This is a genomic window from Microcoleus sp. S28C3, assembly GCF_036700785.1.
Taxonomy (GTDB): domain Bacteria; phylum Cyanobacteriota; class Cyanobacteriia; order Cyanobacteriales; family Microcoleaceae; genus Microcoleus; species Microcoleus asticus.
The window spans coordinates 39,477-61,297 of record NZ_JAUBPO010000036.1 but is presented as its reverse complement, the minus strand read 5'-3'; the positions used below and the strand labels follow the sequence as shown (position 1 = coordinate 61,297).

The window sequence follows — 21,821 nt, the reverse complement described above, 5'->3', positions numbered from 1 at the left end:
CTTTGATAACTTTCGGGCGAGGCTATTAGCTTGCTTTTCTAATTAGTTTTGCTTATCACCTTGACTCCAGAAGAGCCAGTTTTTCCCTCTACATAAGTCTGTATCAGGGCAAATCCTTTACTGTCTGGTTCGTCAATTTCCAGGTAGTCGAGGTAGCGAGGAATTGCTGGATGATCGAGTTTTTTTAAAGTTTCCGCTTCCCGTTCAAATAGGTTGAGGTCTTGCCATTCAAAATCGTTACCAAGGAATAGCTGTTTGATGACAACTAATTCTTGAGTTTGCAAATCACGAGCCAGCAGCGTTTGGCGACCTGTTTGTTTTCCCAGTTGCCCCTGCACTTCATAGCGTTCTGCTAATACTTTCGCAATCATTTTTTTTTACCTTAATGTTAACTTGAGTGCAAGCCAAAATTATGTACGTTGGTTTGAGGTCACGAAACTCAAGTTTTCATTTAAAATAAAGTTTTGGGTTTCGCTTTTTTATTTAAAATAAAGTTTTGGGTTTCGCTATCGCTCTACCCAACCTACTTTATATAAATTTTAGACTCCACTTTTTCTTTGATACCAGCGGGCAAAATACTTGCTACTTTCCCCCATAGATAGTCCTGCAATTAGCGACGGTGCAAGCACCAAAATATAATAATAACTTGAACTTGAGTAATACGGCAGCGAAGTCTTCGGAAGGAAGTCGAGGCTTACCAAAGTACAGAGTACGATACTAATTCCATTTAAAACCTGTCGGTGAAGTTTGGGATTAGTTAGGGGGAAAAAACACAATCGGGTCACAATTGCTACGATTATTCCGTTCCCCAACCCCAGCAGCAAGCCGAGAAAAATGCCCAGGATTCCTTGGACAATTATCGTCATCAGTGCCGAAAAGAAAAAGGTGCTGTAAATTGCTGCACAAGCTCCTACAGCTAGACATCCTGTCCCAATGCTGCGCCCGATCGCATTCCAGAACAAGCTAAAGGTATTCACGGTTTTTCCCTGTTTCAATGGTAGGGAATATTTATTTATTGTCTGTGGTTTTTCGAGAACTTCTTTTGCGATTTGGACTAAGGCGGGACGGCGTTCTAAACTGGGATGCGTCATCCACTTCAGCCAATTGGTAAAACCGGGACTTAATTTGGTGAATTGCTCGAATTCGAGCTGCAAATCTTTCTGCGGCAAGTCCGCAGGATGCTGATTGGTAATTAAGGCGATTAATGTTGCTCCCAAGCCGTACAAGTCGGAAGCGGGGACTGCCCTCCCGCCAAATTGTTCGGGCGGCATATAGCCGTAGGTTCCGACAACGGTGACTGTTTTTCCTTGTTGGGTTGCTAGGGTTTGAACTGCACCGAAATCCACTAGGTAGACTTCGCCGACGCTGTTGCCCGATCGATTTTTGAGTAAAATATTGCTGGGTTTAATGTCGCGGTGAATGACGGGGGGCTGTCGCTGGTGCAGGTAGGCGAGGATGTCTAATAATGCTGTGGCTAATTGTTTGACTTCGCTTTCGCTGAAGGTGCGGCCGTCTGAGAGATATTCTTGTAGGGATTTGGCTTCGATGTAAGTCTGAACTAGGGCGAATCCTTTGCGGTTGGGAGTGTCGATTTCAAAGGAGTCTAAATATCGGGGAATTGCGACATGGGATAGGGATTTTAAGGTTTCGACTTCTCGCTCAAACAGTTTTAAGTCTTCCCAGTTAAAGTCGCTGCTGAATGAGAGGAGTTTGACGACTACTTGCTGTTGCGTTTTTAAGTCGCGGGCGAGTAAGGTTTGCCTTCCTGCTTGCTTGCCGAGCCGCCGATCGCACTGATAGCGATCGGCTAATATTTCTTTTGACAAATCGCCGATGTTTTGTCCGCTCATGTTCTCTTGCCCTAGAACCGATTAAACCTAGTTTAGTTGACTAAAAGGCAATAATCGGAAATGTTCGGGCTGCGGCAAAAAATTTTTATGTCAAAGGGCAACCGCCTTTAAGAGCCAGCGATCTCGCACAATAAAGACGCGCCTGATTTAAGCTTGAATTTAATTTTCGATTTGCTTGTAAATTGACTGCACTACGTCGAGCAGGCTCAATACTTGCTGCCATTCGGGGGCATCCGGGTTGTAACTTTTGGCGCGCTGAGTTTTCAAACTGTGGTGCAATAGGGAAAGCAGCGCGTCTGGAGACTGTAAGGAATTTTCATCTTCATCTGCTGGGGTTTCGGCTGCATTTTCTTCGATGTCTTCTTTAATTTTTTGTGCTCGATCGGCGAGGGCTAAAGCTCTGCCTGCAAGGTTTTCCGGCATTTTTGGCTGTGCGGACAAAGACGCGCTGGTTAGTTCTACCAATAGTTGGCAGACTCGATCGACCCATTCGCGATCGTTTACTGAAAAGGAACCTGATTTGAACACTTGCCCGTCAGGTCTTTGTTGAATGCTTTGTACCTTCTGGATCAGAGGGATGGCCTTAACAGTGAGATTTTCCGGGATTCTGGGGATATCTGACAGGGAGCTCCGAGCAATCTCCAGCAATAGTTGGTAAACATGATCTACCCACTCAACATCTCCTGATTGCGAATTCCAATTATTCATAACTGACGCTAGTGATTTTCTATATCTAAGACTAGAACATTGACTATCTGCGAAGGAAGCTCTTTTTAGGAGCCGCTAACGCTATTAAGACTTACGCGGGCGGGGTGAGAAACCCGGTTTTCGATCGGATGTTTCGTCGCCTTTCTCCAAGATTTTTCTCAGAAACCGGCTAACGCTGCCGCAAGTCTTAACTATTTTTAAGCGCTTCAAATACTAGAAGTGCTAAGTTTGTTGCAGTAGGTAGTGCGAACGAAACAGGTAGGGCGAAACACAGGCATCTGGCTTGCGAGTTCAAATCCGGTTATCTAACCATAATACCTGTTGGAGCTTCTTTACAATTAATCTCAATTGGATATTAAGGTTAATGGGTGGTCGGATGGGAGGCGCACCCCGATCGCGATTGCCCCCGCCCCCCCGGAACCCTGGCGCCACCGCCAGCATTTGCTGTGGGCCACTGTTATTTTTCTGTAAGATTCCAGACCCCATCCCAGTTGAGTACGTCTGAAAAACCATGCTGAAATAACATACAGCGATCGACGTGCAATTTAGCTGCCTTGTTTTTCGAGTCAACTTCCAGAACGGCGTTAAATTCGCCTTCAGCGTCTTTAAAGGCTTGCTTGGCTTTGGGTTCTAAGGCTTTCTTAAACTCGCTCAGTAGTTTTTTCACCCGATCGAGTCCCAGATTTTCAAATTTCTCATCTAACATTTCTGCAACTGTCTCGGAGGCCCGACTTTTAATTTTAGCCTGCAATAGCCGCCTGATCTCTGCAGGTTTCAGCTTCTTGATTTTGGGATTTGATGGTTCTAAGATGTCTGCTTCCAACAGCTTTTTGACTTCGCCTTCTTGCAAGTATTTAATCTCCTCTGCTGATAGCGGCTTGATTTTTGCTTGCAGCAGCATTTTGGCTTCCTCTTCCGAGAGGTTTTTGATGCCTTCCAATCTCAGCAGTTGGATTTCTGACTGTAGCAGCACAATGAGTTGGTCTGCTTCGGACAGGTTTTTTGGATCGTATTCTGACAGCTTTTTCAGTTGATGTAACAGGTTCTTGAGTTCGTCTTCCAACTGTTGATCTAAATTGTAGGAGAGGTTCTTAATCTCTGCCTCCGGCATTGCGGCGACATTATCTAAGATGTTTTTCACCTCACTTTCTGATAGTCTTTGGGTGACTGGAGTTTTGTAATGTTCGCGCCCCTTGGTGTAATGTTCTATAATTTTTTGCTGTTTTTCGGTTAGTGACTTGCCCACTGGCGAGTATCCCTCGCGGATGCCGACGAGTTCGTAAACGATTACGGGTTCGCTTTTGCCTTTGACAGTAATAAAGTCGAGTTCTCGCACGTACAGCCGATCGGCATAATCTCTGTAAGTATTGTCGCTGATGATCAAGTCGGTGCCGTACTGCTTGCTGGCGCCTTCTAAGCGAGAGGCGAGGTTTACGCCGTCTCCGATCGAAGTCAATTCCATGCGTTTGCTACTACCGATGTTGCCGCTGACAACTTCATCGGAATGTACGCCCATACCGATGCCGATCGGCAGTTCGCCATGTGCCATACGCTCTTGATTGAACTCTGCCAGTTTTGCCCGCATTTTCACTGCCGTTTGCATCGCGCACCAAGCATGATCCTCTAGGGGTGCTGGAGAGCCAAAAACAGCCATTAGAGCGTCGCCGATGTATTTGTCGAGAGTCCCTCCGTACTCGAATACGACATCTACCATCACTTCAAAATATTTATTGAGCATCACTACCACTTCTTCGGCTTGCAATTTTTCCGTAAGTGTGGTATAGCTGCGAATGTCTGAGAACAGCACCGAAACGTTTTTGCGCTTGCCGCCCAATCCAGTATCCCCTGAAGCTAACAAAGCTTCGGCTACTTCTGGGGTCATGTAACGGTACATCAAGTTTTTGACTTGCTTGGCGCTGCTAATATCTTCCATGACAACTAATGCGCCGTTGACCTTGCTGGAGTCGGTAGCGTCGGTCATTGAGTTAATCGAGAGATTGATACTCTGCGATTCTCCTTTAAAGGAGAGCAAAACTTGATCGGGGTAATACTGCTGGCGGTCGTTATCGTCTTCGGGGGACAAAGACGCATCGAACCATTTGGCAAAATCGCCTTTTTCTAACTTAATTAACTCGCGCACAGATTGACCTTCGGCTAATTCTGCATCGCTGACACCCAGTAATTTTTTGGCACTGGGATTTGTCGCTACTATATTACCTTTTTTATCGGTAGAAATCACGCCGTTAGTCAATGCGTGCAGCATATCTTTTTGTCTTTGTTCTTGCTGTTTGACTTCTGCAAACAGTTTGGCGTTTTGCAGGGCGACTCCTGCTTGGATGTTAAACGCCTTCATAAATTCCAGGTCGTTGCGATTGAAACTCGCTTTCCACTGATCGGGGGCGTGCGGCCAATCTTCCGGGTTGTAGGGCGGAAAATCTCCTTGTCGTTTTTTATTAACTAATTGGGTGACACCAATCAATTTGTGGTTGGAGTTAAACACCGGCATACACAGCATACTGCAAGTGCGATACCCCGACTTTTGATCCACTTCTTTGGAAATTGCAGCGCGGGGATCGTCGTACACGTCGAAGGGAATCAGCAGCGGTGCACTGGATTGGGCGACGATGCCTGCGAAACCGGCTGTTCTGGGTATGCGAATTTCTTGAAGTTGACCTGCGATCGGGATTTTTGTCCACAGTTGATTTCTATCTTCGTCAATTAGCCACAGGGTGCTGCGATCGGCGTTCATCAGTTCTTGGGCCTGATCCATCACCCGCTTTAGGGTATCTTCTAAGTCTAAACTGCTCTGAGAAAGAGCGTTGACGGCGTTCATCAGCGCTGTCGCCGCACGTTGTCTTTGAGTTGCTGCGTAAAAAGATTTAGAAGACTCTAGAATTAGGCGAATCGACGGGGCAAATTCTCGAAAAACTTGTTCGTCTTCTTGAGTAAATCCTGCCTTGTCAATCTGTGATTCTAAAGTACCATAATGTTCGTGGTTGGGCTTGAGTTTATTAATCAGTTGAACGACTGCTACTAACTCTCCTGTTTCTTCGTTGATCAGGGGCATCGCCAGCATTGTATAAGTGCGATATCCTGTTCTTTCGTCAGTTTTTTTGGCGTTAGCCGATCGGGGGTCGTTATAAAAATCATAAGGAATGTTCACCACTTTTTTCTCTGTGGCTACTTCTCCCGCAATGCCCACATGGGAGGGAAATCGGAACTCTAGGTTGTTGCCATTTTCGTCTTTAGCAACGATCGCCCAGAGTTCATTTTTTTCGTCGTCTAATAAATATATCGTGCTGCGAGCGGCATTTAGCAATTCCCCGGTTTTGAGGGTAATCGACTGCAACATTTCGTTAAGAATGGCGTCAAATCCCTGGCTGTCAAGGATATTGTCGAGCATTCCCAGCGTTTGATTGACAACCCTCAGTTTTTCCTCAACTTCCCTGGCGACTCCTTTAAAACTATCTTTGTTTAGGGGTGCGAGGAAACTGGAGAAGTTTCCTTGGCTTTTGACGATTTGATTATTACTAGAGGGATAATGAGAATGCTGTTCCTGATGATTTTCAGTTACAGGAGTAAAATCATCCTTTTCACTGACAACAGTGGCCTCTACTGTCATTGTCATGTTGTTTTCCATAGCTGGCAGATTGGGAGATGCAGATGTCATAGACCTTTACAGAATCTTAAGCGTAAGGGTTAGTCTCTAAGCTAGGAGAGCGGGCAAGTTCATTAGGGAGTCACCTGTCGCACAAAACTCAAGTATGTGTGAAAGTATTTCCCAGTTTACAGAACTCCGACCACAGGGCAAGGGCAATTCAGTTGGGATGGCTAGTGAACTCCTGGTGCGACGGTAATGCTGCTGTGGCATTGCTGCACTCTTTTTAGAGAATGCGAATCCTGTTTAAATGATTTATTAACTGATTTTGACATTGTGCGTGCCTGGTTTAAGTAGGTTCGGCAGGTCTAAGAGCCGATCGCCCGCAATAACATGAATGCGTACTGCAGGGAGGACTGCTGAAAGAGGGATGGCATTGTGGGACTAGCTGCAATTGTGACACCACCAGTTGCTAGTGATGTGTGCCCTTCTGTACACAATTGTGGTTTTTAACTAGAATTTCTCTCAATTTTGCTGCTCTTAGCTCTCGTCCCGTGACTAAACTCACGGGCCTTTCAGCTTTTTTTTTGTAAAACTTGCTGTTGCCATTTTTAGTGTAACCTCCGGCTCGGAAAAACTCCGCCTTTTGGCCCCCCGATCGGCTGGAGGGTCGGGTAAGGGTATGAAAAACTGAGTTTGACCCCGTTCGATCATCGGTTTCCGTTGCAGCTTTTTTTCCCGTCTTGGACGCATAAACCGGGTTTTTTTACTCCCATACTTTTTTCAACCCTCAATAAAGATTTAAGACAATCGGTTTTGGAGACTCCGAAGGCGGAGTGGACTATTTTCGACTGGCGGTGCGCAAACAATTGTTGTGTTTTCAGGGTTTTGCCCACTGAGTTTGGCGCAGTCCGGCGGCTTCGACAAGCAGGGATTCGGCGAAGGCGATCGCTTCTGTTGCTGAGCGGCCGCTGGCGAGTTGGGCGAGTTCTTCGCGCCGCTGCTCGCTGTTGAGGGCGGCAACTCTGACTACTGTGCGTTCCAATGGTTCGGAATTGGCTGCGGGTTCGCCGATACTCGGCTCTGCTTCGATCGTCTGTTTGTTGACGCGAAAATGAAAATCAGCCATCGCCGCGATCAGCGGCTGGTGCGTGACGCAGAGAACTTGGTGTTTGTCGGAAAGTTGGTAGAGTTTTTTGGCGATCGCGCCGGCGACTCTCCCGGAGACTCCGGCGTCGATTTCGTCAAAAATCAGCGTACCAGCGCTTTCTATTTGAGAAAAACAGGCTTTGACGGCGAGCAAAAAGCGGCTCATTTCTCCCCCGGAGGCGATCGCGCCCAGGGGTTGCAGGGGTTCGCCCGGATTGGGACTGAAACAAAAGGCGATTTGGTCGGCACCGCTAGCGGTTGGGGTAGAAGGCGAGATCTCGACTTGAAATTGCACTTTTTCCATTGCTAACGGCTTAAGTTCTCCTACGAGGTGCGTTTCTAGTTTGAGGGCTGCTTCGCGCCGCAGGGTAGTGAGGTGGCTGCAAGCGTCTTTTAATTGCTCTAAAGCGGTCTGATATGCGAGTTCTAAGGCTTCCATTGAGTCGCCTCCTTCTAAAAGTTCGTTTAGTTCGTTTTGAATGCTTTGGTAGTAGGCGATCGCTTCTTTGAGCGGCCCGTATTTGCGGCAAATTTGTTTGAGTTCGCGAATCCGATCTTCTACTTCTTCGAGTCTTTCGGGATCTGCTTCTAATTGTTCGCCGTAGCTGCTAATTTGCCTGCTGGCTTCTGTGGCTTGAGCTAAAGCATCGCTGACCATTTCTAGGATTGGTTGCAACTGCACATCGTAAACGGCCATGTCGCTTAAAATTACTTCCGCTTTGCTCAACAAGTCGGCGGCTGATGCGCTGTCGCCCTCGTTTTGGTACAGGGCTTGGTGGACTTGGTAACTTTGCTGCTGCAATTCCACGACGTGGCCCAGCCGGATTGATTCTTGTTCTAGCTGTTCGAGTTCGTCGGCATCTTCGATGTGGGCTTCGCCGAGTTCTCGGACTTGGTATTCTAACAAATCAAGTCTTTGCAGCCGCTGCTGTTCCGACTGACGCCTGCGTTTGAGGGCTGTTTTGGCGCTGCTGGCTGAGAGCCACGCGGAGCCGATTGTCGATCGCGCTTCAGCGAGCCTTTGGCCGCCGTATAAATCGAGCCATTCTCGCTGGAGGGTTTCTTGTCCGAGGTGGACGGTTTGGCCTTGGGCTGTCATTTCCACAAGCCGATCGCGCAATTGGTCCATTAACTGGCGGTTGACCAGAATTCCGTTCAAGCGCGATCTGGTGCGCAGAGCCCCGCTAGATGCGTTAATTTCCCGGCTGCAAACGGCTAAATTTCCGTCTATGGGTTCGATTTCTTGCTCGCCCAGCCACAAAGCTGCGGCTTTGTCCAGTTCAAAGGTAGCTTCCAATATTGCCCGCGTTGCTCCGGTGCGAATCGATCGGCGATCGACCTTGCCGCCCAACACTGCATCGATCGCATCTAGGATAATCGATTTACCGGCGCCAGTTTCGCCTGTAAATACGTTCAAACTCGGGCCAAATTCTAGATCCAGGCAGTCAATTAAGGCAAAGTTTTCTATTCTGAGGTATAGCAACATGGGGAATTTGTAATTTGTAATTTGTAATGCGTAATTGGAATTAGTAATTGGTAATGTGTAATTGTAATTGGAATTAGTAATTGGTAATTGGAGGCACAGCCGGAAAAATTATTGGTACCCAATAACAAATAACAACTGTCAACTGTCAACTGACCGAAAGTAATTAGGTCCGGGCCCCCGGATTCATCCGTGGAGGTAGAAAAAAAGCTCCGAATCATCTTGTGCTCGCCCCCGGATTCATCCGTGGGGTCGATTCTAAAATCTAAAATCTAAAATCTAAAATCTAAAATCGATTGACTTCTGCTATAGTTTCAACCATCCAAACAAATCTCCTACTGTCAGCCGCAATTCTGCTGCCCAATCTGGAACCGGCAACAATTCTTCGGGTTTTGCTAAAATTTCCGGTTGCTTTTCAGGGGGATAAATTAATATCGATCGCACCATCGGATCGATCAGCCAACCCATTTTAGTGCCGTTTTTCAGACAGTGTAAAATATTCCCAGTTACTTTAGATTGACTCTGGCCTGGAGAGAGAATTTCAATTGTCCAATCTGGGTAAGTTTCAAATACATTAGCAACATCCCCATTTTCATCAACAGGTATTCTGTCCCAAGTAAATACTGTGACATCTGGCACGATCGATCTGCCGTCAAAAGTACACCGCAATTCGGGAAAAGCTAAGGCAATTTTCGGCTTTTTAACTAAGACATTGATGGCTGGGACTAATTCACCTTGAATCCTGCTATGTTTTCCTTGTGGTATTGGTTTTTGGATGATTTCACCGTTGATATATTCGCTAGCTGGTTCTGTTTCTGGTAGTTTGAGAAACTCTGACAAAGGTAGTGTTTTTGTTTGTATCTGTACCATTTTCTACTCCTTCTATTCAATAAAACCCAAGTGTTTTCTAGCAGCAACCGTTACCATCCTTCCGCGACTTGTCCGCTGCAAAAATCCGATTTGCATTAAATAAGGTTCGTATACATCCTCAATGGTTTGAGTGTCTTCTCCTGTAGAAGCTGCGAGGGTTTCTAAGCCCACTGGGCCGCCGTTAAAATTCTCAATCATTGCTGTCAAAATCCGCCGATCTGTCCAATCTAAACCTAGCGGATCGACGTTGAATAATTCCAAGGCGAGTGAGGCAACTTCGGCATCAATTGGCTTTAAATTTTTGACTTCGCTGTAGTCTCTAACTCGCCGCAGCAAGCGGTTAGCGATCCGGGGGGTTCCGCGAGCTCGGCGGGCAATTTCTGTGGCTCCTTCTGGGGTAATTTGAGTGTCGAGAACTTGGGCGGTTCTTTGGACAATGAGACTGAGTTCGTCTATTTCGTAGTAGCGCAATCTTTGGATCAAGCCGAAGCGATCGCGCAATGGAGATGTTAGAGAACCGACTTTGGTTGTTGCTCCTACCAAAGTAAACGGTTTCAGAGGTATGCTGCGGATTTTTGCGGTTTTTCCTTGCCCGATCGTAATATCTAAGCGGCAGTCTTCCATCGCCGGATAGAGGATTTCTTCTGTAACTTTAGATAAACGGTGAATTTCGTCGATAAACAGCACGTCGCCTGCTTTGAGGTTGATCAACAATCCAACAATATCTCGCGGTTTTTCTAAAGCGGGGGCAGTGGTGATTTTGCATTCAACTTCCATTTCTGCTGCTAAAATTAGCGACATTGTGGTTTTTCCCAACCCTGGAGGCCCGTAGAGTAACAGGTGATCCATCGGTTCGCCGCGAGATTTTGCCGCTGCAATTGCGATCGCCAAAACTTCTCTCAAGTCTTTTTGCCCGATGTATTCAGCTAACCGCTGGGGTCGGATTTTGTCGTCTTGTTTGCTGTTGATTTCGTCGGGTAGTTCTTGCGATTCTAGCAAAGATTCCGTCTGGGGTTTGACGGCTTTTTTGCGACGGGTTGGAGCTATGTCTTCGGGTAGATTTGGGTCGGGGGGCTGTTGTTTGGAGGAGATAATAGCCATATTTATTTGCGATCGGGCAGCGGGAATTGTTTACAATTGTTAGCAGAATCTTTACAATTATTGAGTTCGTGATGAGTATTCCATCTTCTTTATTAGCATCGGAAAGCATAACTTTTGAGGGGGCGATCGATCTGACTGAATCTTTACTGTCGTTGATTGAGGACAATCGAGTTTCAGAGGCCGACATCGAGCAAGCTGTTAGATCTCTGGTGAAAACACAGAACGGCGCTAGGGGTTTTTTTGTCACCTATCTAACGGACGATCGACAGGAGGCAGATCGACCGTCACCCGGAGTAGTCGAGGCGCTGCGATCGGCTCCTGAGATCGTAGCAGAACTGCTGGTGAAAAATTTGGCGATGTCGGCGGCAATGGTCGTGCATCACTCGCGCCAGCAAAAGGAGAAAATGGCGGCCGGTTCTGCTAGAGTGCAGGAGCGATCGCGCAATTTAATTCAAATCCTGCAAATGCCCGCCTGTCAAACTATAGCGTCGCAAATGCTAGAAAGTTTGCAGAGTGCCAACGGCGAGTACGGAGAATTTTTCCAGCGGTGGGGCTACGACAACGAGCAAAAACTAGCGATCGGTTCGGCAGTTCGATCGGCGATCGGCTAAAATAACATCCTTCGCCAGAGTGACAGATGGTTGCTCAAAGCGACGGGGCTGTGGAATAATTGCGGTTTAGCAAAAGCTGCACAATTGTAGCTTGAGTTGATTTAGGTGTGAAGGTAGTGAACGAGGGCGAAAAAATTGCATAGAACGGTGAAAGGAGTTGCCCAAAAAGCCCGAAGGGTGGGCGGCAGGCTGCCCGGAAGTAGCCAGCGCTGGGCGAAGCTGAATCTGCTGGCAACATTGGTGCGCCGGGACTTGGAAGCTCAATACAAAGGCTCGATTCTGGGCAATTTGTGGCCGCTGCTGAATCAGCTATCGCAATTGGTGATTTACACATACGTATTTTCGATCGTCCTCAAGGTAAAACTCAGCCTTGCAGGCTTCCCGGAAAACAGCGACATTACATTTGGAGTCTGGCTGTTTGCAGGTTTGTTGCCTTGGAGTGCCTTCACCAGCGGTTTGATCAAATCGGGAGTATCGGTGGTGGGGCAGCCGAATTTAGTGAAAAAAGTGGTATTTCCCCTCGGTTTGCTGCCGTTAGTACCGATTTTTACAGCTTTTATTGAAAGTTCTCTGGGTTTAGCAGCTTTGATTGTCATAGTGGTAGTGTCCTCGCAAAAGCTCAACGCTACTTTATGCTTGCTACCGCTGGTTTGGGTTCCTCAGTTGCTGCTGACAGCGGGTTTGGGATATTTGACAGCGGGCTTGACAGTGTTTTTGCGAGACATTCCTCAGACATTAGGTGTTATTCTAAATTTTTGGTTTTATTTGACGCCGATCGTCTACCCAGCATCAGTAATCCCCCAAGAGTGGCGAGCGTGGATATTTTGGCTAAATCCAATGGCCGCCATCTCCGAGGTTTATCGAGACCTCATACTGCTTGGAGAAGTTAAGCACTGGGGCGAATGGGGTGTCGCCACCCTGATTTCTGCTGCTATATTTTGTGGAGGTTTGGCGGTTTACCGGCGTTTGCGTCCCGCTTTTGCTGACGTGCTGTAAATTTGTTTGAGAGCGAAAATCCATCTAAAATCTAAAATCGAGCGTGCTGTAAATTTGTTTTATATCTACAGTCAATCTAAAATCTAAAATCTAAAATCTAAAATCGATTGTGCTGTAAATTTGTTTAAGATTTCAAGTCAATCTAAAATCTAAAATCTAAAATCTAAAATCGATTGACTGCCGCCAATGACAGAAAATGTAATTTCACTAAAAAATGTTTCCAAATGCTTTAAGCGGTACGATCGTCCAGGAGACCGCTTAAAGGAAATTATTTACCCCAGTAAAAAACTCGCTGACGAATTTTGGGCGCTGCACGATATCAATCTAGAAATTCCTCAAGGACAAACTTTGGGAATCGTCGGTCGCAACGGTTCCGGAAAAAGCACTCTCCTGCAAATAATTGTGGGGACGCTGACCCCTACCGCAGGAAGCGTGGATGTTAAAGGGCGAGTCTCCGCTTTGTTGGAACTCGGAAGCGGGTTTAACCCGGAATTTACCGGGCGGCAAAATGTGTTTTTTAACGCTCAATTACTCGGATTCAATCAAAAAGAAACTGAAGCAAAGTTTGACGATATAGCTGCCTTTGCTGATATTGGGGATTTCATCGAACAGCCAGTCAAAACTTATTCTAGCGGTATGTTTGTCAGGCTAGCTTTTGCCGTTGCGACTAGCGTCGAGCCGGATATTTTGGTAGTTGATGAGGCGCTTTCGGTGGGCGACGAAGCTTTTCAACGAAAGTGTTTTGCCCGCTTGCAAAGCATTCAGGAAGGTGGCGGAACGATTTTATTTGTTTCTCATGCTGCTACTTCTGTGGTGCAACTTTGTACGTCGGCGATTTTAATGGATAGCGGTGAATTACTGCTGGCTCACACTCCGAAGGTGGTAATTTCTAAGTATCAAAAGCTGATTTATGCCGATCCGGATAAGGTTCTCGGGTTGAAGTCAGATATTCGGACCCTGAACCAACTGACAAAACAGGAAAGTCAAGAGAAACTTCAGGATGCTAATTTAGAAAGCACAAAGAAAGAAGTTAAACCCGAGCAACATCTCTCCAAACCTAAGGAATATTATGATGAATTTTACGATCCGGGGATGATACCGTCGAATACTGTGAGGTATCCGTCTCGCGGAGCGGAAATTATCAACCCCCGCATCGAGACGCTGAAGGGAAATGTGGTAAATCACTTGATCGGTCGTCAAGATTATATTTACACTTACTCTGTCACTTTCTCGCGGTCAACTTCCAAAGTTAGGTTTGGAATGTTGATTAAAACGATTAGCGGTTTTGAGTTGGCGGGTGCTTCTTTGAAGGGTTCTACTCAGTCAGTTCGGTATGTGGAAGCGGGAACGACAATTGTGGTGAAGTTTCAGTTTAAATGTTTGCTGAATCCCGGGGTTTATTTTCTGAATGCTGGGGTTGTGGGAACGGTTGATGGGGATTTAACTTATCTGGATCGCTGCGTTGATGTGGCGATGTTTAGAGTTCAGTCTTGTACTGAGTCGTGCGGTAACGGCATCGTTGACTTGCTGATCGAACCGTGTTTAACTGTTGTTAATCCTGATTCTCTGGTGAAAGAGCCGTCAACCGAGGTAATCTAAAATTCTGTGAAAACCATGAGCAATATCAATTTAGATTTAGTAGAAAATCCCGTAATCAAAGCATTTATTCGAGAGCAAGCTAAGTTTCCCGAAGATTTTAAACAGAATATTTGCGAAGACGATGAAATGTATTTGTTCAGCTTGAGCAATGTCAAAGACGATCGCGATCGGGCTTTCGTGCGCTATTATGCGATCGGGCGTCGCATCCTGGATACCGTTAAACAAGTTGTGGATTGGCATTTTGGGAGTTTTGAAAATGTACCGTCTTTTCTAGATTTTGCCTGCGGTTACGGTCGATTTACCCGGTTTTTGATTCAGGAAATGCCGCCGGAAAAAATTTGGGTTTCTGATATTTATGCTAACGCGGTCAAGTTTCAAACTGAATACTTTGGCGTCAGCGGTATTGTCTCGACGGGAAAACCAGAAAATTATTTAATTGACCGAAAGTTTGACTGCATTCTGGCTAATTCTTTTTTCAGCCATATGCCGGAAAGAACTTTTACGAGTTGGGTGCAAAATTTGTACGATTTGTTGACTCAAGACGGGATTTTGATGTTCAGTGTTCACGATGAGAGTCTGCTGGAATCTAGCATAGAAATGCCGGCAAAAGGAATTCTGTTTAGCGCAGATAGCGAAAGTCAGTCTTTAGATAAGGAAGAATACGGCACAACTTATGTAACGGAAAAGTTTGTTAGAGAAATTGTCGATAAAGTTAGTGGTGGCAAAGCATTTGTGCATCGAATTGAAAAAGGCATATGCAGGTTTCAGGATTTGTATGTGGTTACAAATCAACTGAATAGAGAATTTTCTAGTTTGAAATTCAGTCACCACCCGGAAGGATATGTTGATGTTGCTGCTTTAACTAATAAGGATAATTTGTATCTGGAAGGGTGGGCTGCCGATGTGAACGAGGAGGGCCGCATTGAGGAGGTGCAAGTGCTGGTCAACGGCGAATTAGTAGAGAAATGCGAGCCTTTTTACAATAGGTCGGATGTGGCTGGATACTTTAAAACAGATGCTGCTTTGCAGTCTGGTTGGCGCTGTTATTTACCGAAAAACACTGTGACGCCACAGGATGTGTTAATAGTTAAAGCAATCAATAACTACGGTGCGGAGTGGATTATGGAAACTTGCACTGTGAAATCGCTGCTGAGCCAAAGGCAATCGCAGTCTCTTTTGGGGTCTACTCAGACTAAAATCCAACTAATGGAGACTCAGTTAGCTTCGGCTCAAATAGAATGGGAGCAAAGTCAAAGTAAGTTAATGATTACTCAAACGCAGTTGGAAGAATCTCAAACGAATTTGCAAGAAACTCAAAGTCAATTAATTTCAGCTCACACGCAGTTGGAGCAAACTCAAAATCAGTTAATATCTGTCCAAATGCAGTTGGAACAAACTCAAAATCAGCTAATTAATCTCAAGGAAAAACTAGAGCAAGCGAACAGTCGAGTTTTGGCAATGGAAAGCAGCAAGTTCTGGAAGGTGAGAACCGCCTGGTTTCAAGTCAGGCGGTCGCTCGGCTTAGCGGGAGACTAGCGATCGAGTAAAATTGGTGTGGGAATTAGGGCGAGGGAGAGAAATTGTGAGTACAAATGACACCAAACCGTCGGTTTTTATTGTTACCGGAATGCACCGTTCCGGTACGTCTTTAACAGCTTCTTTGTTTCAGGAAGTCGGGGTTGATATTGGCAAAAAGTTAGTGGGCCCGGCCGACGGAAATGTGAAAGGTCATTTCGAGAATGTTGATTTTGTGGAGTTTCACAAAAGTGTTTTGCGATCGCACGGTATTGATGAACTAGGCTGTACGTTTGAAAAAACGATTCCGGTAGCAGCAGAATACGTGGAAATCGCCAAACGCGCGATCGACCAAAATCAACAAACTCACAAACATTGGGGTTGGAAAGACCCGCGAACAACTCTTTTTTTGGATTTTTGGCTGACTTTGCTCCCAGAAGCTAATTTTATCTGTGTTTATCGATCGCCCTGGGAAGTAGTCGATTCCCTTTACCGCCGGGGAACCGATGTCAGCTTGCTGCAAAATCCCGAAATGGCAGTAAAAATGTGGGTTCACTACAATCAAAAAGTTTTAGAACTTTACGAACGTTTTCCCGATCGCTGTCTGCTAGCAAACGTTTACCCGATCGGCAACACTCCCGAACTTTTCATCGAGCGAATAAACGAAAATTTTCATGTTAACTTAGGTGCGATACCGGGCGACAACTTTGAAGAATCTTTATTAGTCAACGATATTGTCAAAAGTCACAGACCGAGTTTAATAGAAAAATATTTTCCCGAAGCCTTAGAACTATATGAACTTTTGGAAACCCAAGCTGGCAATCTCAGCAGCGAATCGAAATTCGCGATCGATCGAGTTATTCATTTCCCAGCATCTCCAGTCTGGCCATTTGAAGATTGGTTGAAAATCCGCTTGCTGGAAAAACAGCAAAAAAACAGCAATTCCGAAGTCAAACAGTGGCAAGAACAATTTCACCATGCCCAGGCGAAAGTGTTGGGATTAGAGACAGAATTAGGAGCAACTCAAGTACAGCTTGCAGGCCAAGAATCAAATTTTCAAGAAGCTTTAGCGAAACTGCTCGGATTAGAAACAGAATTAGGACAAACTCAAGTACAGCTTGCAGGCAAAGAATCGCAATTTCAAGAAGCTTTAACAAAAATATTACAATTAGAAGCTGAATTAGGGCAAACTCAGGTACAGCTTGCAGGCAAAGAATCACAATTTCAAGAAGCTTTAGCAAAACTGCTCGGATTAGAAACAGAATTAGGACAAACTCAGGTACAGTTTGCAGGCAAAGAATCGCAATTTCAAGAAGCTTTAGCCAAAGTATTAGAATTAGAAGCTGAATTAGGGCAAACTCAGGTACAATTTGAAGAGACTGAATTTATATTGCAGCAAAAGTTAGCTGAATTACTTCAGTTAGAAACAGCACAAAGTCAAAGTCAGGAAAAATTAAAGGATACTCAGGAAAATTTAGAACAATCCCGCCAGGAGAATGAAAACTTCCGAACAGAACTTGCTAAAATTAAGTCTTCTAGATGGTGGAAACTCAGAGAAAAATGGTCGGAAGTTCAGCACAGAATCCGCGACTTGTTCCCTAAATTTATTTTTTCCTTAGATCAACCCACTACTTGGCAAGTTTGCGATTCCAATCTGCTAATTGCGGGCTGGGTTTTTCACAAAAAAAGAGAGATTACAGCAGTTCGCGCCCGAGTTGAAGACAAGAGTTTCGCGGGTGTTTACGGCATAGAAAGAAGCGATATAGCCCTAGCATATTGTAATATTCCGACGGCGAATAAATCTGGTTTTACAATTGAATTGCAAGCGCCTGCCGGACGGCACGAAGTGCTGCTGGAAGCACAAGACGAGCGAGGTAAATGGCATCTTTTGGCAGCTTATCCGCTGTTAGTTTCAACGATTCAAGCATCGTTAGATGTACCAGTGGTCTGGGAACAGCGTCAGGGTCAAATTTTGTTTGCAGGTTGGTGCTGTCACCACGATCGCAAAATTGCTAAATTAAGCCTTTTATGCGGCGATACTTCTGTAGAGTGCGCCTACGGTTTGCGGCGAAAAGATGTCGGCGAAGTGTTTCCCGACTGGGTTAACAGTTCGGAAAGCGGCTTTGAGGCCCTTGTCGATTTGCCGGCTGGTGAATGGCACGTTTCTCTGCAAGCTGAGTTAGAAAGCGGGGAAATTTTGTATTTTCAAGCGCCAAAAAAATTGACCGTGCGCCGCTACCATATCTGGCAGCGAAGTGCGGATAAATTTGAGGAGTTGTCGAATTTGATAGAGGCAATCCGCCAGCGGGCGAGGGAGAGAAAACAGCGTCTCGGCAGAATTGTGCCGATGCCTTGGGAAATTGTCAGGGTGATTCGCCAGTTCGGGAAGATTTACCGACAGCAAAAACAGTTAATTTCCCCGGGAGATTTGCTGCCGCCTGCGGGTTTTGTGGTGCCTAAACCTATTGATAGGTACGACGCATGGCTGGAAGTGAATCAGTGGAACGATCGCGCGCGCAATTATTTGATTTCTAGGTTAAAATCCTGCCGGGAACCGCTGCCAAAAATCTCGGTGGTGATGCCAGTTTACAATCCGCAGATAGATTTTCTCGAAAGTGCGATCGCTAGCGTGCTCAATCAAGTTTATCCAAATTGGGAACTCTGCATTGCCGACGATTGCAGCACCGAATTCACTGTTTCTGAAAATTTGAAAAACTGGGCCCAAAAGGACGATCGTATCCGCATCACATTTCGTACAGAAAACGGCAACATCAGCGCAGCAACCAACAGCGCCGCCGCCCTCGCAACAGGCGACATCATCCTGTTTTTAGACAACGACGACGAACTAACTCCCGACGCATTAGGCGAAGTCGCCTTATATTTTGCCGCGCATCCAGCCACCGATTTTCTCTACTCAGACGACGACAAAATCGACACCAAAGGTCGCCGGTTCGCCCCGCAATTCAAACCGGAATGGTCGCCGGAACTGCTGCTTTCCTATATGTATCTCGGTCATTTGTGCGCCGTTAAAAAACACATTTTTGAACAAATAGGCGGTTTGCGACTAGGTTTGGAAGGCTCGCAAGATTACGATTTTGCCTTGAGAGCAACCGAAATTTCTCGCCACGTCGCGCACCTCCCGCTAGTGCTGTATCACTGGCGAACCGCACCCGGTTCTACAGCCATATCTGGGGCTGCAAAACCCGCCAGTTTTGCCGCAGGTCAAAAAGCCATTCAAGACGCACTAAACCGCCGAAAAATTAACGGCAATGTCGCTCAGCACGCATGGGCGATTAAAGAAAATTTGGGCATATTTGCCCAGGATTTCCCGGATAACGGCCCGTCAGTAACGGTAATTATTCCTACTAAAAATCAGCTCAAATTGCTGAAAGCCTGTCTGGATTCTCTAGAAACTACAACATATAAAAATTATCAAGTTGCCGTCATCGATAACGAAAGCGACGACCCGAAAACTCTGGAATATTTAAAGGAATTAAGTTGCCAAGTTTTGCGGATAAAAAATCCTGACGGCAAGTTTAGTTTTGCAGCAATTAACAACCGCGCTGCCGAACAAGTTGATAGCGAATATGTATTGTTTTTGAACAACGATACTGAAGTAATTAACCCGCGCTGGCTTAGTCAAATGGTGGGATACGCTCAAATTCCCGCTGTCGGTGCAGTTGGCGCGAGGCTTTTATATCCCGACGGAAGAATTCAGCACGCGGGCATAATTCACGGGCTGCATCACGGTTTGGCCGGTCACGCTTTTAAGCTCATGAACAGCGAAAATCGAGGCTATCTTTCTCAAGCGATGGTAACGCGAAATTATTCTGCGGTAACAGCGGCTTGCACGATTACTCCGCGTCAATTGTTCTTAGAATTGGGCGGTTTTGATGAGGAGAATTTTGCTGTTGCTTACAATGATGCAGATTACGGATACCGACTGTTAGAACTGGGTTATCGGTGCGTATATTGTCCAGATGCGGAGTTGTTGCACAAAGAGGGAACTTCTAGGGGTTTTACCGACAATCCTCAAGAAGTGGCGGCTTTTAGACGCAAGTATGCCGGAAAAAATGACAGTTTTTACAGTCCTCACTTGTCTTTAGAAGATGAGTATTTTCATATTCAACCCCGACGGTTTTTTATTAAGGAACAAGAAAGTTTGGTCACGGATTCTGTAACGGATGCAGGGGAGAAGCAAGAACTAAAATTTGGTAATTTTGGTTCTTTGATATCAGTAAATAATTTTGTAAATCCTATCAGAGTTTTGATGTGCAGCAACTCGCTGGATTTCACGGGTGCGCCGCTGCATCAGTACGAAATCGCGGTGAAATTGGCGGCTGAGGGTGCGATCGAGCCGATCGTACTTTGCACAACAGAGGGGCCCCTGCGTCAAGCTTACGAACAGCAGGGAATTGAAGTAATTGTGCGCGACAATCCTCTCGAACACATCTACCAGCGCGATGCTTATGATGAAGCCATCCGCAGTTTTAGCACAGAAATTGCAAGTTTAAAAGTAGATGCAATTTATGCCAATACTTTAGAAAACTTTTTTGTAGTTGATGCGGCGCGGCTAATCGGAATTCCGGCGGTGTGGAACGTGCACGAAAGCGAACCTTGGCAAACTTATTTTAACAGGTTTGGTTCGGAGATTGCAGCGAGAGCTTTAGAGTGTTTTCGCTTTCCTTACAAGGTGATTTTTGTGGCAGATGCAACGCGGGACAGATATTTGCCTCTCAACAGCCACCACAATTTTACCGTAATTCACAACGGCTTAGATTTGAGCAAACTGAAAAATTCGGAGAATTCTGAATTGGCGAGAAAAAGTTTAGGTGTTGCAGCGGAAGATGTGGTAATTTTGCTGCTGGGAACGGTATGCGAACGCAAAGGACAGCAGGATTTAGTTAAGGCACTTTCACTTTTGCCTGACAAATGGCACAGTAAAATTAGGTGTTTTATTGTGGGCGATCGCCCGAGTATTTACAGCAATAAATTAGCCGAGTTGGTGGGGGAATTGCCGGAAGAGTTGCGGCAAAGGGTGACAGTAGTCCCGGAAACTGGGGAGACGGGAAAATATTACAAAGCTGCTGATATTTTTGTTTGCACTTCTCGCGTCGAAAGTTTTCCGAGAGTGATTTTGGAGGCGATGGCCTGCGATTTGCCAATTGTTACATCGCCGGTTTTTGGGATTAAAGAACAAGTGAGACCAGGAATTAACGGTTTGTTTTATACGCCCGATTGCCCGGACGAATTAGTTGCAGCTTTGATTAGTTTATTGGATGATAAATCATTGCGGCAGCAGTTAGCAGAAAACGCTAAATATGTCTTGGATTCACTTAATACTTTTGAGGAAATGACTCAAGCTTATGCAGATATTTTCTGCGAAGCATATTTCAGCAGTCATTAGTCATCTTACAATGTCAGCGTCCCGCCCAGCCAAGCGCAGTAAATCAACTCGTAGACTTTGGGCAGGATTTGATATAATTTGCCCAGACTTGCGGAACATATTGAAAATTGAGCCATCAATACTATAAAATAATCAAAAATGAACGATGAAAAAATGACCGATCGCCCAAGAGTAGATTATGAAAGGGCATGGGACAGTTACGCCCAACAGTGGCAAAAAACTAATGCCGAACTTGCCCATATTGGCGACGAATGGATAGGTAAAGCTGCCGGTGCCGCTAATTCCTTAGCCGAATACGAGGCGCTGATAGAACAGCAATTTATTGCGCCGTACATCAAAAAAGAACATAGGGTTTTAGAAATTGGTATCGGCGGCGGAAAAACAGGTTCGCTGCTGCTGAAATATTGCGATCGACTAATTTGTGCCGACATTTCCAGTCAAATGTTGCAAGCCGCCCGATCGCGCTTGGGAGACGATCGCGTTTCTTACGTCAAACTCGACGGTTTAACATTAGACGGCATCGCTCCAGGTTCAGCCGATGTCTGCTTTTGTTACGATACAATGGTACACGTAGAGCCGGTAGATATATTCAACTACCTGACTCGAATTCCCAAACTGCTGCGGGGCGATCGATTTTGCGTGTTTCACCACACAAATATTTTTAGCGAATTAGGGTGGCAAAAATTCGCCGGCGAGTGGGACAAAAACTTGCTATGGCACAGAGACGGCACAGCATTTTCAGTTATGACTGATACAATTATGGAAAAATTTCTCAACCATTTAAACTATCAAATCATCCTGAAAAATACATCTTCCGTACCGCGAGATTGCGTCTGGATCTGCAAAGCACCAACACCCAATGAATAAAACCAAAGCTTTTTAGCCGCATCAAAATATTTTATTTCAACTAACAACAGACAACAGTCAACAGTCA

Annotated in this window: 13 protein-coding genes; 6 read left to right on the top strand and 7 right to left on the bottom strand. The window is 45.6% G+C overall.

The genetic code is table 11. The annotated features are described in order from the left end of the window. Window positions 1–38: 38 nt before the first annotated feature. The 7 genes from QUA13_RS13270 to ruvB all read right to left on the bottom strand — a co-directional run bounded on the left by QUA13_RS13270 (window position 39) and on the right by ruvB (window position 10,759). On the bottom strand, window positions 39–371 hold the full coding sequence (locus QUA13_RS13270) for a hypothetical protein (protein WP_333199065.1): 333 nt from the start codon (window positions 369–371) through the stop codon (window positions 39–41). A 168-nt stretch (window positions 372–539) separates the two neighbouring features. Further along, window positions 540–1,850 (bottom strand): serine/threonine-protein kinase, encoded by a 1,311-nt coding sequence (locus QUA13_RS13265; RefSeq protein WP_333199063.1) that lies wholly within the window; start codon window positions 1,848–1,850, stop codon window positions 540–542. Window positions 1,851–2,009: 159 nt separating this feature from the next. Next, window positions 2,010–2,558: an inorganic pyrophosphatase gene (locus QUA13_RS13260; protein ID WP_333199062.1), complete on the bottom strand. Its 549-nt coding sequence runs from the start codon at window positions 2,556–2,558 to the stop codon at window positions 2,010–2,012. 457 nt (window positions 2,559–3,015) lie between these two features. Further along, window positions 3,016–6,228: a GAF domain-containing protein gene (locus QUA13_RS13255; RefSeq protein WP_333199060.1), complete on the bottom strand. Its 3,213-nt coding sequence runs from the start codon at window positions 6,226–6,228 to the stop codon at window positions 3,016–3,018. Window positions 6,229–7,036: 808 nt separating this feature from the next. After that, a complete protein-coding gene (gene recN, locus QUA13_RS13250; RefSeq protein WP_333199058.1) occupies window positions 7,037–8,791 on the bottom strand; it encodes a DNA repair protein RecN in 1,755 nt (584 codons plus the stop codon). Between the two features lie 303 nt (window positions 8,792–9,094). Continuing rightward, entirely contained in the window at window positions 9,095–9,658 is a 564-nt protein-coding gene (locus QUA13_RS13245) for a Uma2 family endonuclease (RefSeq protein WP_333199056.1), read from the bottom strand. 12 nt (window positions 9,659–9,670) lie between these two features. Then, window positions 9,671–10,759 (bottom strand): Holliday junction branch migration DNA helicase RuvB, encoded by a 1,089-nt coding sequence (ruvB, locus tag QUA13_RS13240; RefSeq protein ID WP_333199053.1) that lies wholly within the window; start codon window positions 10,757–10,759, stop codon window positions 9,671–9,673. A gap of 71 nt (window positions 10,760–10,830) precedes the next feature. Between ruvB and QUA13_RS13235 the strand changes: the two genes are divergently transcribed. The 6 genes from QUA13_RS13235 to QUA13_RS13210 all read left to right on the top strand — a co-directional run bounded on the left by QUA13_RS13235 (window position 10,831) and on the right by QUA13_RS13210 (window position 21,754). Continuing rightward, window positions 10,831–11,370 carry a hypothetical protein gene (locus QUA13_RS13235; RefSeq protein WP_333199051.1) on the top strand — a complete coding sequence of 180 codons (540 nt, stop codon included), beginning with the start codon at window positions 10,831–10,833 and terminating at the stop codon, window positions 11,368–11,370. Between the two features lie 147 nt (window positions 11,371–11,517). Then, entirely contained in the window at window positions 11,518–12,366 is an 849-nt protein-coding gene (locus QUA13_RS13230; protein WP_333199049.1) for an ABC transporter permease, read from the top strand. Window positions 12,367–12,552: 186 nt separating this feature from the next. Continuing rightward, window positions 12,553–13,965: an ABC transporter ATP-binding protein gene (locus QUA13_RS13225; protein ID WP_333186456.1), complete on the top strand. Its 1,413-nt coding sequence runs from the start codon at window positions 12,553–12,555 to the stop codon at window positions 13,963–13,965. Between the two features lie 15 nt (window positions 13,966–13,980). After that, complete coding sequence (locus QUA13_RS13220) at window positions 13,981–15,501, top strand: methyltransferase (RefSeq protein ID WP_333199047.1); 1,521 nt, start codon at window positions 13,981–13,983, stop codon at window positions 15,499–15,501. A 46-nt stretch (window positions 15,502–15,547) separates the two neighbouring features. Beyond that, window positions 15,548–20,887 (top strand): glycosyltransferase, encoded by a 5,340-nt coding sequence (locus QUA13_RS13215; protein ID WP_333199045.1) that lies wholly within the window; start codon window positions 15,548–15,550, stop codon window positions 20,885–20,887. Window positions 20,888–21,025: 138 nt separating this feature from the next. Further along, on the top strand, window positions 21,026–21,754 hold the full coding sequence (locus tag QUA13_RS13210; RefSeq protein WP_333199043.1) for a class I SAM-dependent methyltransferase: 729 nt from the start codon (window positions 21,026–21,028) through the stop codon (window positions 21,752–21,754). Window positions 21,755–21,821: the final 67 nt, after the last annotated feature.

Bases quoted from the DNA above. Each gene is read 5' to 3' on its own strand.
- QUA13_RS13270 (WP_333199065.1), bottom strand. From the start codon at position 371: ATGATTGCGAAAGTATTAGCAGAACGCTATGAAGTGCAGGGGCAACTG.
- QUA13_RS13265 (WP_333199063.1), bottom strand. From the start codon at position 1,850: ATGAGCGGACAAAACATCGGCGATTTGTCAAAAGAAATATTAGCCGAT.
- QUA13_RS13260 (WP_333199062.1), bottom strand. From the start codon at position 2,558: ATGAATAATTGGAATTCGCAATCAGGAGATGTTGAGTGGGTAGATCAT.
- QUA13_RS13255 (WP_333199060.1), bottom strand. From the start codon at position 6,228: ATGACATCTGCATCTCCCAATCTGCCAGCTATGGAAAACAACATGACA.
- recN (WP_333199058.1), bottom strand. From the start codon at position 8,791: ATGTTGCTATACCTCAGAATAGAAAACTTTGCCTTAATTGACTGCCTG.
- QUA13_RS13245 (WP_333199056.1), bottom strand. From the start codon at position 9,658: ATGGTACAGATACAAACAAAAACACTACCTTTGTCAGAGTTTCTCAAA.
- ruvB (WP_333199053.1), bottom strand. From the start codon at position 10,759: ATGGCTATTATCTCCTCCAAACAACAGCCCCCCGACCCAAATCTACCC.
- QUA13_RS13235 (WP_333199051.1), top strand. From the start codon at position 10,831: ATGAGTATTCCATCTTCTTTATTAGCATCGGAAAGCATAACTTTTGAG.
- QUA13_RS13225 (WP_333186456.1), top strand. From the start codon at position 12,553: ATGACAGAAAATGTAATTTCACTAAAAAATGTTTCCAAATGCTTTAAG.
- QUA13_RS13220 (WP_333199047.1), top strand. From the start codon at position 13,981: ATGAGCAATATCAATTTAGATTTAGTAGAAAATCCCGTAATCAAAGCA.
- QUA13_RS13210 (WP_333199043.1), top strand. From the start codon at position 21,026: ATGAACGATGAAAAAATGACCGATCGCCCAAGAGTAGATTATGAAAGG.